14 protein-coding genes are annotated in these 14707 nt (G+C 56.6%); 12 read left to right on the forward strand and 2 right to left on the reverse strand.

The window, feature by feature from the left end:
- Positions 1-43 precede the first annotated feature (43 nt).
- From ACH518_RS03055 to ACH518_RS03080, 6 genes are all read left to right on the forward strand, one after another.
- Positions 44-667, forward strand: coding sequence for a TPM domain-containing protein (locus tag ACH518_RS03055; protein ID WP_445371822.1), 624 nt, complete (start codon positions 44-46; stop codon positions 665-667).
- A complete protein-coding gene (locus ACH518_RS03060) occupies positions 664-2175 on the forward strand; it encodes a TIM44-like domain-containing protein (RefSeq protein ID WP_445371823.1) in 1512 nt (503 codons plus the stop codon). The genes ACH518_RS03055 and ACH518_RS03060 overlap by 4 nt, the downstream gene beginning before the upstream one ends.
- A 280-nt stretch (positions 2176-2455) precedes the next feature.
- Positions 2456-3535 (forward strand): histidinol-phosphate transaminase, encoded by a 1080-nt coding sequence (gene hisC / locus ACH518_RS03065; protein WP_445371824.1) that lies wholly within the window; start codon positions 2456-2458, stop codon positions 3533-3535.
- Positions 3536-3666: 131 nt separating this feature from the next.
- Complete coding sequence (gene petA, locus ACH518_RS03070; protein WP_140913460.1) at positions 3667-4266, forward strand: ubiquinol-cytochrome c reductase iron-sulfur subunit; 600 nt, start codon at positions 3667-3669, stop codon at positions 4264-4266.
- Positions 4263-5660 (forward strand): cytochrome b, encoded by a 1398-nt coding sequence (locus ACH518_RS03075; protein WP_278210293.1) that lies wholly within the window; start codon positions 4263-4265, stop codon positions 5658-5660. The genes petA and ACH518_RS03075 overlap by 4 nt, the downstream gene beginning before the upstream one ends.
- Before the next feature lie 3 nt (positions 5661-5663).
- Entirely contained in the window at positions 5664-6386 is a 723-nt protein-coding gene (locus tag ACH518_RS03080) for a cytochrome c1 (protein ID WP_140913458.1), read from the forward strand.
- A 74-nt stretch (positions 6387-6460) separates the two neighbouring features.
- On the opposite strand, the gene ftsH is transcribed toward ACH518_RS03080, so the two are convergent.
- The gene (ftsH, locus tag ACH518_RS03085) at positions 6461-8368 is read right to left on the reverse strand and encodes an ATP-dependent zinc metalloprotease FtsH (protein ID WP_140913457.1); all 1908 of its coding nucleotides are present in this window, start codon (positions 8366-8368) and stop codon (positions 6461-6463) included.
- 297 nt (positions 8369-8665) lie between these two features.
- Here ftsH and ACH518_RS03090 point away from each other — a divergent pair, with 297 nt between their 5' ends.
- From ACH518_RS03090 to ACH518_RS03105, 4 genes are read left to right on the forward strand one after another with little or no spacing between them, the layout of a single operon-like run.
- On the forward strand, positions 8666-8893 hold the full coding sequence (locus ACH518_RS03090; protein WP_445371825.1) for a hypothetical protein: 228 nt from the start codon (positions 8666-8668) through the stop codon (positions 8891-8893).
- A 56-nt stretch (positions 8894-8949) separates the two neighbouring features.
- Entirely contained in the window at positions 8950-9579 is a 630-nt protein-coding gene (gene lexA, locus ACH518_RS03095) for a transcriptional repressor LexA (protein WP_140913455.1), read from the forward strand.
- A 12-nt stretch (positions 9580-9591) separates the two neighbouring features.
- Positions 9592-9741 (forward strand): hypothetical protein, encoded by a 150-nt coding sequence (locus tag ACH518_RS03100; protein ID WP_186289641.1) that lies wholly within the window; start codon positions 9592-9594, stop codon positions 9739-9741.
- A 45-nt stretch (positions 9742-9786) separates the two neighbouring features.
- Positions 9787-10110, forward strand: a complete 324-nt coding sequence (locus ACH518_RS03105) for an NGG1p interacting factor NIF3 (RefSeq protein ID WP_445371826.1) — start codon at positions 9787-9789, stop codon at positions 10108-10110.
- Positions 10111-10130: 20 nt separating this feature from the next.
- Here the strand turns inward: ACH518_RS03105 and ACH518_RS03110 are convergent, their stop codons facing one another.
- On the reverse strand, positions 10131-11285 hold the full coding sequence (locus tag ACH518_RS03110; RefSeq protein WP_445371827.1) for a PilT/PilU family type 4a pilus ATPase: 1155 nt from the start codon (positions 11283-11285) through the stop codon (positions 10131-10133).
- Positions 11286-11443: 158 nt separating this feature from the next.
- Here ACH518_RS03110 and ACH518_RS03115 point away from each other — a divergent pair, with 158 nt between their 5' ends.
- Both ACH518_RS03115 and ACH518_RS03120 read left to right on the forward strand, forming a co-directional pair.
- Positions 11444-14065: a PAS domain-containing protein gene (locus ACH518_RS03115; RefSeq protein WP_445371828.1), complete on the forward strand. Its 2622-nt coding sequence runs from the start codon at positions 11444-11446 to the stop codon at positions 14063-14065.
- Positions 14062-14694 carry a response regulator gene (locus tag ACH518_RS03120; protein ID WP_140913451.1) on the forward strand — a complete coding sequence of 211 codons (633 nt, stop codon included), beginning with the start codon at positions 14062-14064 and terminating at the stop codon, positions 14692-14694. The genes ACH518_RS03115 and ACH518_RS03120 overlap by 4 nt, the downstream gene beginning before the upstream one ends.
- Positions 14695-14707 lie beyond the last annotated feature (13 nt).

A 14707-nucleotide genomic window follows, 5' to 3' on the forward strand; every position in this document is an offset into this window, starting at 1 on the left:
GCCAAGCGGCAACTCTGAGTATAGATCAAGCTGGAACAAGCCTATGAAACAGTATTTGGCGCCGGCCTACCAAAGCCGGCTGTGGGACGCGATCAAAAACCTGGAAAACGGCTCGCAGGCCGAAGCGGTAGTGGTGTTTCGCGCCCGATCCGGCGACTATGCCTCGGTACCGTTGCTATGGGGCTTGGCCGCGGCCTGGTTGGCTTTCACCCTGATAATGTACGCGCCGGTTTATTTCGAGAATTGGCTGGTCTATTACGCGCCGCTGGCGATGTTTGCGCTCGCCTATGGCGTCGGTTCGCTGCCGGCGGTCAAACGCTGCAGCGTCAGTCGGTCGACGCGGGACAAGCGCGTCGAAATCATGGCCAGAGCCATTTTCCAGAAAGGCGGGATTCAACATACTCGGGACAAAACCGGCTTTCTGGTGTATTGCTCGTTGCTGGAACGGCGGGTGTTTCTGTTGCCGGACCGCGGCTTGGAGCTGGCTATCCCGCTTGCAGTATGGCAGGAATTGCAAAGCGAGTTCGACCGGATCTTCGCCGAGCGCCAACCGGAACAGTGTCTGTTAAAGGCGCTGGAAAAAGCGGCTGCCGCGTTCGCCCGCTACCTGCCGGTGCGCGCTGGCGACATCAACGAACTGCCGGACCGGCTGGATATCGACCTATGAAAAAGTGGCTATTGCTCCTGGCGCTGGCCGGTCTGGCCATTTCTCCACCGTTGCCGGCCCGGCCAGGCGGCGGCCATTCCAGCAGCTCGCACAGTTCGTCGAGTTCGCACAGCTCCGGCGGCTGGTCGCATTCCGGCTCCAGTTGGAGCACGCACGACAGCTCGGGCAGCTCGTCCGGCAGCGCCCATCCGATGTCGTCGCTGGAAGCCTTGATTTTGTTCATCATCATCGTCGTGATTGTTATCATCGTGCTTCGCAGTCAAGCCGGAGCGAGAAGCGTGGTGACGGCGCCGCCGGCGCAATACCGCGCCCAACGCCAACAAAGCATTGCCGAGCAAATCGCGGCACTGAAGCAGGCCGACGTCAATTTCTCCGCGGTGGTGTTTTTGGATTTCGCCCATTCGCTGTACTGCAAATTCTACGAATATTCGACCAAGCCGGAATTCAGCTACCTGTCGCCGTTCTTGAGCACCGAGTTGCAAGGCCATTTCCAACGCTCGCAACCCTGGACCGTCAGCGAAATCGTCGTCAACAGCCTGCGTTGGCTGGAGATCAACACTGCGGGCAGCGATACCGAGACCATTACCGTCGAATTCGACGCCAATTACACCTTGGATTTGCAGGATCAGCGTTCGCGCTATGCCGTGGTCGAACGCTGGCAGTTTTACCGCCGTAAAGGCCTGTTATCGGGGGAACCGGAGAAAATACAAAGCGTGAACTGTCCGCAATGCGGCGCGCCGGCCCATTTCACAGACACCGGCGTCTGCACTTATTGCGGTGCCAGCGTGCAAAAGGGCGACGCGCAGTGGTGCCTGGGCAAACGGGTCGTGGTCGCCACCCATGCGGTGCCGGCTGTGGAAGGACTGGCGGCGTACGCCGATGAGCAGGGCACGCAAGCCATCACGGTCAAGCAAGCCGACCTGATCGAACAGATGAACCGCTGGCAGCAGCGTTACGGCATCGCCGAGTGGCAAGAGTTTTGGTTGCCGTTCGAGAACGACGTGGTACGCAATTATTTTGCGGCCATATACGGCCACTGGAGCCGGCGCGACTGGCAGGCGGCGCGGCACCTGTTATCGGACCGGCTCTACGAAACCAATGCCTTCTGGCAGAAAATGTATGTCGAACGCGGCTGGTTCAACCGACTGGAGCATCTGCGTATCGAGCAAATCGTGCTGGCGAAAATCGACAGCGACAAATTTTACGAGGCTGTCACGGTACGCATCTTCGCCGCCTGCAACGACTACACCGAAGACGCCGCCGGCAAGATCGTCGGCGGTTCGAAAACATCGCTCAGGCGTTTTTCAGAATACTGGACCTTCGTCCGCCGTAGCGGTAAGGAGCGCCAAGACAAACCCTACAGCCTGAGCCAATGCCCCAGCTGCGGCGCGCCGGCCGATAACATGGGCCAAAGCGGCGAATGCGGTTACTGCGGCAGCAAAATCAGCACCGGCCAATTTTCCTGGGTGTTGTTTCTGATCGAACAGGACGAAGTGTATTGCGGTTAAAGTAAGCGCCGTTTGAGATAGACGTTTGCAGCCGCAAACACCTCATGAACTCCTGAGCAAGCCGGCTTTGCGAGCGCAGCAATGCGGTGTTAAAATCCGCGCGCCGATTAGCCTGCAGTGTAGCAGGCGATTCGCGTCAACGGGGACGCTGGATGGCTGGTTTGCAAGGTTACGCTTTCGTCCCTCGCTTTGTTAAAATCCGCCGACTTTTTGCCCCGCGGCCACCTGCTTGCAACCAGGACCAACCGCCGCCCGTTCCAATGCCGCCGGATTTAACACTATGCCGCTCCCACCGCTCGAAACCCTATTCCGCCGCGAAGTCCTCGCGCTGTCGGCGTATCATGTCGCCGACGCCAGCAATTACATCAAACTCGACGCGATGGAAAACCCCTATTCATGGCCGGATGAAATCCAACAAACCTGGCTGGAGCATCTGAAATCCTGTCCGCTGAACCGCTATCCGGATCCGGAAGCGAAGGACTTGGCCGCAGCACTGCGCCGCAGCAACGCCATTCCGGAAGATTCCGCCATTTTGCTCGGCAACGGTTCCGATGAAATCATTCAAATCCTGCTGATGGCCCTGCCCAATACGGCTGCCGTGTTGGCGCCCGAGCCCGGCTTTGTTATGTATAAACAAATCGCCCTCAGCCTGGGTTTGCGCTACCGCGGGGTGCCGTTATTGGCGGAGAGCTTCGATCTGGATTTGCCAGCGATGCTGGCCACCATCGAAACCGAACAACCGGCCGTAATTTTCCTGGCCTATCCCAACAATCCGACCGGCAATTTGTTCGATCCGGCGGCTATCGAAGCGATCCTGGCCGCTGCGCCGGGCCTGGTGGTGGTGGATGAGGCATATGCGCCGTTTGCCGACGCCAGCTTCATCGAACAGTTGCCGCAACACGACAATCTATTGGTAATGCGCACCGTTTCCAAACTGGGCCTGGCCGGTTTGCGGCTGGGATTTCTGGCCGGCCCGCCCGCCTTGCTGGCACAACTGAACAAAGTCCGGCTGCCTTACAACATCAACTGCCTGACCCAGGCCACTGCATGTTTCGCACTGGACCATCCGCAGTTTCTATTGGACCAAACCCAACTGATTCGCGAACAGCGCGGCATTGTTATGCAGGCCTTACAAACCATGGATTCGGTCAAAGCTTACCCCAGCGCGGCCAATTTCATTTTATTCCGCACGCTGACGAAACCGGCGGATGCGGTCTTTGCCGGTTTGAAACAGCAAGGCGTGCTGATCAAGAACCTATCCCCGCAGGGCGGAATGTTGGAAAACTGCTTGCGGGCGACGATAGGCAAACCGGAGGAAAACCAGGCCTTTTTGCAGGCCCTGAATGCCGCGCTGGCCTAGGCCGATAAGCGCCGCAGCCCCCGCACAATAACAGTTTCAATAAACACGGCCAGTAAGGTATATTTGCCGGACAATTATAAAAATTGATGTAGCTCTAAAAAATACATCGTCACGCAACAGGAGTATGTTTTATGAATCAAGAAGGCGTCGATACGTCAAAGCGCCAATTTCTGACCTCGGCGCTGTCGGTGGTTGGAGCCGTGGGTGCCGGTTATCTGGCGGTGCCCTTCCTCTCGCAAATGCAGCCCAGCGCCAAAGCCATGGCAGCAGGCGCACCGGTCGAGGTCGACATCAGTAAAATGGAGCCCGGCCAATTGATCCGGGTGGCTTGGCGCGGCAAACCGGTATGGGTCCTGAACCGTACTCCGGAAGTATTGACGACGCTGGCCACGCTGGACAGCAAACTGGCCGATCCGGTGTCCAACGAATCCCTCCAACCCGAGAACAGCAAAAACTCGGTGCGCTCGATCAAGCCGGAAGTTTTTGTCGCGATCGGACTGTGCACTCATTTGGGCTGCTCGCCCACCTTCCGCCCGGAAATCGCCCCCGCCGATTTGGGTAACGACTGGAAAGGCGGTTTCTTCTGCCCCTGCCACGGCTCCTGGTTCGATTTGGCCGGCCGCGTATTCCGCGGCGTACCCGCGCCGACCAATCTGGAAATTCCGCCCTACCGGTATGAAACCGACAATCTGATCGTCATCGGCGAAGACAGCGAGGCTAAAGCAGCATGAAGCAAAAAATGAATCAATACAGCGACTGGCTGTTGGAGCGGTTTCCACTCTCCGATTTGTGGAACGAACACATGGCGCATTACTACGCGCCGAAAAACTTTAATATCTGGTACTTTTTCGGCTCGCTGGCGCTGCTGGTACTGGTCAACCAGTTCGTCACCGGCATTCTGCTGACGATGAACTACAAACCGGACGCCAAACTGGCGTTCGACTCGGTCGAATACATCATGCGCGACGTCAACTGGGGTTGGCTGGTGCGCTACATGCACTCCACCGGCGCCTCGGCGTTCTTCATCGTGGTCTATCTGCACATGTTCCGCGGCCTGGTTTACGGCTCGTTCAAGCAACCGCGCGAGCTGATCTGGATCTTCGGCATGCTGATTTTCGTCTGCCTGATGGCCGAAGCCTTCATGGGCTATCTGCTGCCATGGGGTCAGATGTCCTACTGGGGCGCACAGGTAATCATCTCGCTGTTCAGCGCAATCCCGGTGATCGGCGACGAATTGTCGCTGTGGATACGCGGCGACTACGTGGTCTCCGATGCGACGTTGAACCGCTTCTTCGCCTTTCACGTCATTGCCGTGCCGCTGGTGTTGCTGATCCTGGTATTCCTGCACATCGTCGCACTGCACGAAGTCGGCTCTAACAACCCGGACGGCGTCGAGATCAAGAAAAACCTGAACTGGAAAGGCAACCCGGTCGACGGCATTCCGTTCCATCCCTACTACACCGTCAAGGATATCGTCGGCGTCGGCGTGTTCATGTTCTTCTTTGCGACGGTAATTTTCTACATGCCGGAAATGGGCGGCTTCTTCCTGGAACACGCCAACTTCATTCCGGCCGACCCTTTAAAAACGCCGGAACATATCGCCCCGGTCTGGTATTTCACCCCGTTCTACGCAATTTTGCGTGCGGTGCCGGATAAGTTCGCCGGCGTCATCGCCATGGGCGGCGCCATCGTCGTGCTGTTCATGCTGCCTTGGCTGGACCGTAGCCCGGTCAAATCCATCCGCTACCGTGGCGGCCTGTTCAAAAAAGCGGTGCTGTTGTTCGTCATCGCCTTCGTGGGTCTGGGCTATCTGGGTACGCAACCAGCCACCCCCGGCGCCACAATGGTAGCCCGGGTACTAACTGCGGTTTATTTCGGCTTCTTCCTGTTGATGCCGTTATATACCCGCTGGGAAAAAACCAAGCCGGTACCGGAGCATCTGACTCCGCAACCAACGCTGGAAGACCGGATTCCGGCCGTCAAGGCATTGATCGAAGAAGTGGTGGAGGTCCGTCAGGTTCCCGATAATTTGGGCGGTACGATTCCGAAAAAAGGCCCGAACTGGTCCGGTATTCAAGCCGTGCTGATTCGTTTTGCAAAGAACCTGAAAAAGAGCCTGGACTAAGCCATGAAAAAGACACTCTACACTCTTTTGTTTTTGCTGCCTTTCAACGTACTGGCCAGCGGCGGCGGCATCAAACTGGACAGCGCCGACATCGATCTGAGCGACATCCAATCTCTGGAACGCGGTGCGAAACATTACGTGACCTACTGCTTGGGCTGCCATTCGGCCAAGCATATCCGTTACAAACGTATCGCGCTGGATTTGAAACTGGACGAAGCGGAAATCTTGAAAAACGTCGCGCCGTTGGGCGCCGGCATCTACGATCAGATGCATTCGGCAATGAATGCGCACGATGCCGAGAAATGGTTCGGCACCACGCCGCCGGATTTGTCGCTGATCGCCCGCTCTCGCGGCGCCGACTGGCTATACAGCTATCTGCGCAGCTTCTACAACGATCCATCGAAACCGTTGGGCGTGAATAACGCGGTGTTCAAGGATGTGGGCATGCCCAATGTGTTCTGGCAATTGCAGGGCAGCCAAGCGGCCGAAATCCACAAAGTTGAGGGCCAGGAGATGGTAACCGGCCTGCACTTGGAACAACCGGGTCAATTGTCGCCGAAAGAGTTCGACAAATTGGTCAACGACCTGGTCAATTTCCTGGTCTACGTCGGCGAGCCGGTACAACTGGAACGGCAACAAATGGGTAAATACGTGTTGTTTTTTATCTTGATGTTCATCGTCTTGGCCTACCTGTTGAAAAAGGAATACTGGAAAGACGTGCACTAAACGCTCCGCCAGACCGCAAAAAACCGGTATCGGTGTCACCGATACCGGTTTTTTTATGTCCGGACTGCCCTAAATCAATGCCGGAACGGGGTCCTGCCTAGCGCCGGGACGCCGTTCGGTAGCGGTCCGACCGGCTCGCCCCATCCGATATTGGTTTTGTTGGTTTTTGCCTTATCCGGCGCCACCTTGGGCGGTGAGAGTTTTCTACCGCTCATCAATTGATCGATCTGGCCCTTATCCAGGGTTTCCCAATCCAGCAAGGCCTGAGCCATGTTGTGCAAAATATCGATATGCGTCTTCAGAATGGTTTCGGCGCGGTGGTAATTGCTGGACAGCATCCGCCGGATTTCTTTGTCGACGAATAGAGCCATCTGTTCCGACATCGGCTTGGCCTGCGGCCCGAAATAACCGCTATCGCTGTCGCCGCAATCCATCGGCCCCAAGCGGTCGGATAAACCCCATTTGGTCACCATGTTCCGCGCCAGTTGGGTGGCGCGCTGGATATCGTTGGAGGCGCCGGTAGTGACTTTGTCTTTGCCGTAAATCAGCGCCTCGGCGATCCGACCGCCGAACAGACTGGAAATCTGGCCTTCCAGCTTTTCCTTGCTGGCGCTGTATTGATCGCGTTCCGGCAGGAACATGGTGATGCCCAAGGCGCCGCCGCGCGGCATGATGCTGACTTTATAGACCGGGTCATGCTCCGGCACCAGCCGACCGACGATGGCGTGACCGGCTTCATGGTAGGCTGTCATCAACAGTTCTTCGCGGCCCATAATCATCGTGCGTTTTTCCGCGCCCATGATGGTTTTGTCACGCGCCTTGTCCAAGTCGTTCATGGTCACTTCCCGCTGGTTGTTGCGGGCGGCAAACAAGGCGCCTTCATTGATAAGATTGGCCAACTCGGCTCCGGAGAATCCGGGGGTACCGCGAGCTAACGCATTGATATCGACATCGGCAGCCAGCGGCACCCGGGCGGCATGTACTTTCAGGATTTGCTCGCGACCTTTGATATCCGGCAAGCCGACCTGCACTTGGCGATCGAAGCGCCCCGGCCGCAGTAAGGCTTTGTCCAATACGTCGACGCGGTTGGTGGCGGCGATGACGATAATACCTTCATTGCCGTTGAAACCGTCCATTTCCACCAACAATTGGTTCAAGGTTTGTTCGCGTTCTTCTGCTCCGCCCATATTCCCGGAACTACGTTGGCGGCCGACCGCGTCGATTTCGTCGATAAAAATGATGCACGGCGCGCGCTTCTTGGCGTTTTCGAACAAGTCCCGGACACGCGAAGCGCCGACGCCAACGAACATTTCGACGAAATCGGAACCGGAGATCGAGAAGAACGGGACACCCGCCTCGCCGGCAATGGCTCTGGCAATCAAGGTCTTACCGGTACCCGGAGGGCCGACCATCAATACGCCGCGCGGAATCTTGCCGCCCAGCGCTTCGTATTTACCGGGGTCTTTCAAGAAATCGACCAGCTCCACCACGTCCTGTTTGGCTTCCTCAGCGCCGGCAACGTCATCAAAACGTACCTTGACCTGATCTTCCGTCATTAATTTGGCGCGGCTTTTGCCGAAAGCGTTTTGGCCGCCGGCACCCATTTGCTGCTTACGCATGAAATAAATCAATACGGCAATCAACAACAGGGTCGGAATCCAAGAGTAGAAAATTTGCAGAAAACTCATTTCGTTTTCCGGCCTTTCAACCTTGATTTTGACGCCATATTCCAGCAAGTCGTCGATCATACGCATATCGCCGGGGTTGTAGGTGCTGAATTCGCTACCGTTATGGCGTCGGCCGCGGATAGAACGGCCGTCGATCACAACCTCCGCGACCGATTTACTACGGACGTCGAGAATGAAGTCGGAGTAAGACTCGTCGTTTTGCTTGTGATAGGCGGAAGAGGTCGGATCGAAAGCGGCAAACAGTGCAATTGCGATACCGGCCAGGACGAACAGCGGGATGAGAAATTTTTTCATGATAGGCCCCCCGATGAGGATGCAAGCCGCGACCGCGGCGGAAAAACAGCCGACTAGCTTAGGCGTCGATTGTTTATCCTATTCATGCAAATTTCAGTCCAATTGCCTAATTGGTGCACATTCTCGTAACAATTTCACGCCGTCGGCTTTCCCGGCAGCGCCAAACACCCGTTTTACCTGGCCTGAGCACCGCTTGCGGGCGGTGCTTTGTCGTTAAAAACATTTCCGCGCAGTGTGACCGGAACCTGATCGCAACACGCGAATTCGGCTGCGAACCATACCTGCGACCCGCCGAGCATGAAGCGCTATACGTTTTTCCGGGCGGCGATCGATCCGATTCCGAACCGAAAAACGGCGATAGTGCCAAAAACGGGCAAGCGCGATCCAAGCTGGTGCAATTCCGGCGTGCTCGCGGGTATAGCGACACCTTTTTGTAGTCTTTGCGACAATTTGGCCGACACCGGTCGCGGCATTTTAGGTTGGATTTGCTACAAAGTTAACATTTCGCGTGAACTGAAAAAATAGTTTGTTTTGCATTTGTTTTGCATATATCATTTTTACAAAACAAATACAGAACAAAAATGAACCTTACCCGTAAACAACAAGAAATTTTCGACTTCCTGCTGCAAAACCAGGAACAGTTCAACCATCCGCCAACGCTGGAGGAACTCTGCGCGGCAATGGGCTTGAAATCGCGCGGTTCGCTGCACAGCCAAATCAAGGCGTTGATCGACGCCAATTTGGTCGAAGCACCGGAGCGCAAACAGCGCGGCATCCGTTTGACCGAATACGCCAAGGCCATGACCAAGCCGAGCGAGCCATCCGAGCTATTGCCCTTCGTCGGATACATCGCCGCCGGCAAACCGATCGAAGCCATCGAAAACATCGCCTACATGGCAGTACCGGAACAGTTGAAAACCGGAAAATCCTGTTATGTGTTACAGGTCAAAGGCGATTCGATGCTGGAGGAAGGTATTTTCGACGGCGACTGGGTCGTCATCGAACAACGCAGCCACGCCCGTAACGGCGAGATTGTGGTGGCCTTGGTCGACAAGACCGAAGCCACATTGAAATTCATCGAGCAATATCCGCACGAAACCTTGCTGATACCCGCCAATTCCACGATGCAGGCCCTGCGCTACAAACCCGAGCAAGTGGAAATCCAAGGCGTATTGGTCGGGCAAATGCGGAGTTACACCCACCACCACTAACGAGGAAACCTTATGCCGCGCCAATCAGTCCATATGCGAGACCAAAAAGCCAACCAATTAGCCATGCACATTCGCGCCGACCGCCAGGCGGCTCTCAACATGATCGAGGAAATCACGCTGGTCGTCGTGTTGTGGGGCGTATTTTTGCTGGCGGCCGGCTGATGCGCTTCGCCGATAGCGGGTTTCACCGGGAGAGGTCGGCGCGCCATGTATAAACTTTGTTTTTACGCGCCGGCCAGCCACGTTGAAGCCATCAAGCAAGCGCTATTCGAACAGGGCGCCGGCCGTTTCGGCGATTACGATCGCTGCTGCTGGCAAACGCTGGGCCAGGGCCAGTTTCGCCCCTTAGCCGGCAGCGAGCCGTACTTAGGCGTAATCGATCGGCTGGAAACCGTCGCCGAGTACAAGGTGGAAATGGTGTGCGCCGACCACGTTATCAAAACCGCCGTGCAAACCCTGCTAGACAGCCATCCCTACCAACAACCGGCCTACGAAATTTATAAAATCCTGAATCCGGAAGATTTGGCATAACCCGGCCGATACGGCCGGCATCAATGCCCTCCGTCGCCGTCGTCGCCTTCCTTCTTGCTGATCTCTTCCAAAGCCAGACTGCCCAGCGCTCCGGTTTGTTTGGTAGCCGAACCCAAACCCTCGCTCAAATTGATTTTCAGTTTCAGATTGTTCGGCGAATCGGAATTGCGCATTGCTTCTTCCAGCGAAATCACGCCGCTTTTGTACAGCTTCAATAGATGACTGTCGAAGGTCTGCATACCGATATTTTCCGACTTTTCCATCGCTTCCTTGATGGCATGAATGTCGCCCTTGTGGATCAAATCACTGACGAGTTTGGTACCTAACAGGATTTCGATCGCCGCCACCCGCTTGCCTTCTATGGTCGGCACCAGGCGTTGCGAGACAAAGGCCTGCAAATTCAAAGACAAATCCATCAGTAATTGCGGCCGGCGCTCTTCCGGAAAGAAGTTGATGATCCGGTCCAGCGCCTGGTTGGCGTTATTGGCATGCAAGGTCGACAGGCATAAATGGCCGGTTTCGGCAAAGGCCAACGCATGCTCCATGGTTTCCTGGCTGCGGATTTCGCCGATCAGGATCACGTCGGGCGCCTGACGCAGCGTATTCTTCAAGGCGTCTTCGTAGCTTAGGGTATCGACCCCGACTTCGCGCTGATTGACCAACGAACGTTTATGCGGATGCACGAATTCGATCGGATCTTCGATGGTGATGATGTGGCCCGACGAATTGCTGTTGCGGTAATCGATCAAGGCCGCCAGCGAAGTCGATTTACCGGAGCCGGTGCCGCCGACGAACAAAATCAGGCCGCGCTTTTCCATGATTTTGTCTTTCAAAATCTGCGGCAGGCCCAAAACGTCGGCATTCGGGATATCCACCTTGATGTTGCGGATCACCAAGGCATAACAATTGCGCTGCTTGAAAATATTGACCCGGAACCGGCCGATGCCCTCTTCAGTGATGGCCAGATTCATCTCCGGCACGTGCTCGAAACTGGCGCGTTGCTCGTGGTCCATCACGCTGTCGGCGATTTGCTTGATCCGCTCCGGGGTAAGCTTGACGTTTTCCAACGGCTTCAAGGTGCCTTGGAATTTGGCGGCCGGCGGCGCGCCGGCCGTCAAATACAAATCGGAACCGTCGTGCTGCACCAGGATTTTCAAATAGTCTCTAAATTCCATACCGGCCAATCTCGCGTTAAAAAATGTTCAAAGTTTAGGTCAACAGCCGGACATGTGAAGGCCGAGACGATTGACCGGCACGAATTAGTCCGGAAAATCTTTGCCATCGCCACCGCTTACTCGTCTATCCTTGCGTCTTTTACAATGCGGCGGACACCATGCCCCACACTCGTTTCAAGCTGAATGACCCGTATGCCGAAATCGACTGGCTATACGGCATTGTCGCGAGTATCGATGACGCGGTCCTGGTGCTGGACGCCAAGCACCAGATCCTTTACGCCAATCCCGCCGCCGAATCGCTGTTCGGACTCGCCGGCCGCAAGCTCGCCAAGGTCGGCGAATGGCAACCGGCCCTATATCATGCAGACCGGACCCGGCGCTACCTGATCGCAGACGAGTTGTGGCCGGCTAGCTCGCATGCCGCCGAAGCTTCGGCCGTGATCGACCTTTACCTGAGCAGCACTGACAATACCTGGATCCCGCTATCGCTGAAAATTCGCCGGATCGACAGCCCGCAAGGCCAAGCCCACTTGTTGCTATTCTCGTCCCGGCCGCCGAGCCCGCCCCCTGCGCCGGCAGAATCCGCGGCCGAAGTGCTGGAGCACAGCCCGAATTTGAGTGCGGTTCTAAACCACATGCCGGCCATGATCGGTTACTGGGACCGGAATCTGCACAACCGATTCGGCAACACGGCCTACGAGGAGTGGTTCGGTTTTACGCCGAGCAGCATGCTCGGCAAGCACATCCGCGACGTGATCGGCGATAAATTGTATGGCTTGAACCAACCCTATCTGGAAGCAGTTTTAGCCGGAGAACCCCAGTTTTTCGAACGCACCATCGTCGATGTTTCCGGCAGGGAGCGCTACACCCAGACGGCCTATCTGCCCGATCACGGCGACGGCCGGGTCAACGGTTTTTTCGTACTGGTGACCGATGTCACCGAATTGAAGTCTGCCCAAAAAAGGATCGGCGAATCGGCCGCCAGCCTGCGGGCGATATACGACAACCTGCCGTTCCTGGCCTGGATGAAAGACCGCGACGGCCGTTACCTGCAAGCCAACAAGCATTGGTTGCAGGCGGTCGGCATCAAAGAGCTACAGGCGCTAGACGGTATTACCGATTACGACATCTGGCCGCGCGAACTGGCCGAACATTATCTGGCAGTGGACCGGGAGGTCATGCAGAACCGTCGTCAAATCCAGCTCACCGAACGCGCGTTCGACGCCGGCCGCGAAACCTGGACTGAAACGATCAAATCGCCGGTGATCGGCGAAAGCGGCGAAGTGCTCGGCACCACCGGATTGGCCAGAGACATTACCGAACAACGCGTCGCGGAAGATACCTTGCGTAACTACAGCGAGCGCTTGCGGCTGGCAACCCAGGCCTCGGCCATCGGCATCTGTGAATGGGACATTGGCAGCGGTCAAGCCGACTGGGACCCGCGCATGTATCAGATGTTCGGTATCGCCCAAGGCACGCCGATCGATTACGAGGCTTGGGCGCAACTGGTAGTCCAGGAAGATTTGCCGCGCTGCAAGGCCAAACTGCGCAAGTTGATTCACGACAGGCGGGAACAACATTGGGAATTCCGCATCCGCCGCCAAAACGACGGCAGTTTGCGCTACATCCAGGCGGCCGCCATCGTCGGCAGCGGCCCGAACGGCGAGCAGCAAAAAATCGTCGGCGTTAACATCGATGTAACCCGCTACAAAACCATCGAGAACGCCTTACGCGACAGCGAAGCCCATCTGGCCCACGCCCAAGCACAGGCTCATCTGGGCAGTTGGCGGTTGGACGCCGACCGCACCAGCTTGCATTGGTCGGACGAAAACTACCGGATATTCGGCACTCCGCTCGGGGCCGCCGTCACCTACCAACATTTCCTGGACTGCGTGCATCCGGACGACCGGGCTTTTATCGACCAAGCCTGGCAGGCGGCGATGAACGGCGCGCCGTACGATATCCAGCACCGCATTCTGGTCAACGGCGAGCTCAAATGGCTGCGGGAACGGGCCGAACTCGACTTCGACAGCCAGGGCCGGTTTCTGCGCGCGGTGGGTACGTCGCAAGACATTACCGAGCTGAAAGAAATCGAACGCGACCTGGAATACTCCCGCTCCCGATTACGGCAACTCTACGCCCGCCGCGAAAAAGCCCGCGAAGAAGAACGCAGACGCATCGCCCGCGAGATCCACGACGAACTCGGCCAGATGCTGACCGCACTGCGCATGCAGATCTCGCTGATGCGTCTGCGGTTCGCCGAGGGCAACGCCGAACTGGCCGAGAAAATTCGCGATACGATGCTGTTATTGGACAAAACCATAGAAGTCACCCGCGACGTAGCGACCTCCTTACGGCCGTCGGCGCTTGAAATGGGCATCGTGCCGGCGCTGCAATGGCACATCAAAAAATTCTCCGACCAATCCGGCATTGCCTGCGATTTCAGTCATCCCGACAACGGCCCGGAAATGGACGAAGAATGCGCAACGGCGTTATTCCGCATTGTCCAGGAGTCGCTGACCAACGTCCTGAAGCATTCCGGCGCAGACAAGGTTAAAATTCGCATCGCCATGGAGCCCGGCTTTTACTACCTGGAAATTTGCGATAACGGTCGGGGATTCGCTGCATCGGACGCCAGGAAAGCCCAATCGTTCGGTTTGATCGGCATCCAGGAACGCGCCATTATGCTGGGCGGCACAAGCGAATTCCTCAGCAACCCGGACACGGGCACGACCATTCGGGTCCGGGTTCCGGCCACCCCCAACAGATACCTTTTATGATTCGACTGCTCATAGCCGACGACCACGCCATCGTGCGTAGCGGGCTCAAACAATTGTTCGCACTGAACGCGGACATCGAAATTGGCGGCGAAGCCGAAAACAGCGAACAACTGCTGGACTGCCTGCAGCGCTGCACAGTAGACCTGGTTCTGCTGGATTTGAACATGCCCGGCCCGGGCGGCTGCGAAACGATAAGCCGGATCCGGCGGGAGTTCCCGACGCTGCCGGTGCTGGTGTTGAGCATGCACAACGAACTGCAAATCGTTAGCCTGGCGTTGAGGGCCGGCGCCAAAGGTTACCTGACCAAAGACAGCGATCCGGAAACGCTGATGGCCGCCATCCGCGCAGTCGCAACCGGCCAACGCTTTATCGACCCGAAGCTGGCCGAAAAATTGGCCTTTGCCGACATAGTAGCCCCGGAATCGAAACCTCACCCAAAACTGTCTGCCCGCGAGTTTCAAATTCTGCAAATGCTGGCCAACGGCAAAGGCATTACCGAAATCGGCCAGGAACTGGCAATCAGCAACAAAACCGTCAGCACTTACAAATCGCGGCTGTGCGGCAAATTGCAAATCAATAATACGGCGGAATTGATCCGTTATTACGACGCCCAAGTTTGGCAGCCATAGCCCAGGCCATCTG

Source organism: Methylomonas sp. HW2-6, assembly GCF_052474525.1.

Coding starts and splice junctions, on each gene's coding strand:
- ACH518_RS03055 (WP_445371822.1), top strand. CDS start 44: ATGAAACAGTATTTGGCGCCGGCCTACCAAAGCCGGCTGTGGGACGCG.
- ACH518_RS03060 (WP_445371823.1), top strand. CDS start 664: ATGAAAAAGTGGCTATTGCTCCTGGCGCTGGCCGGTCTGGCCATTTCT.
- hisC (WP_445371824.1), top strand. CDS start 2,456: ATGCCGCTCCCACCGCTCGAAACCCTATTCCGCCGCGAAGTCCTCGCG.
- petA (WP_140913460.1), top strand. CDS start 3,667: ATGAATCAAGAAGGCGTCGATACGTCAAAGCGCCAATTTCTGACCTCG.
- ACH518_RS03075 (WP_278210293.1), top strand. CDS start 4,263: ATGAAGCAAAAAATGAATCAATACAGCGACTGGCTGTTGGAGCGGTTT.
- ACH518_RS03080 (WP_140913458.1), top strand. CDS start 5,664: ATGAAAAAGACACTCTACACTCTTTTGTTTTTGCTGCCTTTCAACGTA.
- ftsH (WP_140913457.1), bottom strand. CDS start 8,368: ATGAAAAAATTTCTCATCCCGCTGTTCGTCCTGGCCGGTATCGCAATT.
- ACH518_RS03090 (WP_445371825.1), top strand. CDS start 8,666: ATGAAGCGCTATACGTTTTTCCGGGCGGCGATCGATCCGATTCCGAAC.
- lexA (WP_140913455.1), top strand. CDS start 8,950: ATGAACCTTACCCGTAAACAACAAGAAATTTTCGACTTCCTGCTGCAA.
- ACH518_RS03100 (WP_186289641.1), top strand. CDS start 9,592: ATGCCGCGCCAATCAGTCCATATGCGAGACCAAAAAGCCAACCAATTA.
- ACH518_RS03105 (WP_445371826.1), top strand. CDS start 9,787: ATGTATAAACTTTGTTTTTACGCGCCGGCCAGCCACGTTGAAGCCATC.
- ACH518_RS03110 (WP_445371827.1), bottom strand. CDS start 11,285: ATGGAATTTAGAGACTATTTGAAAATCCTGGTGCAGCACGACGGTTCC.
- ACH518_RS03115 (WP_445371828.1), top strand. CDS start 11,444: ATGCCCCACACTCGTTTCAAGCTGAATGACCCGTATGCCGAAATCGAC.
- ACH518_RS03120 (WP_140913451.1), top strand. CDS start 14,062: ATGATTCGACTGCTCATAGCCGACGACCACGCCATCGTGCGTAGCGGG.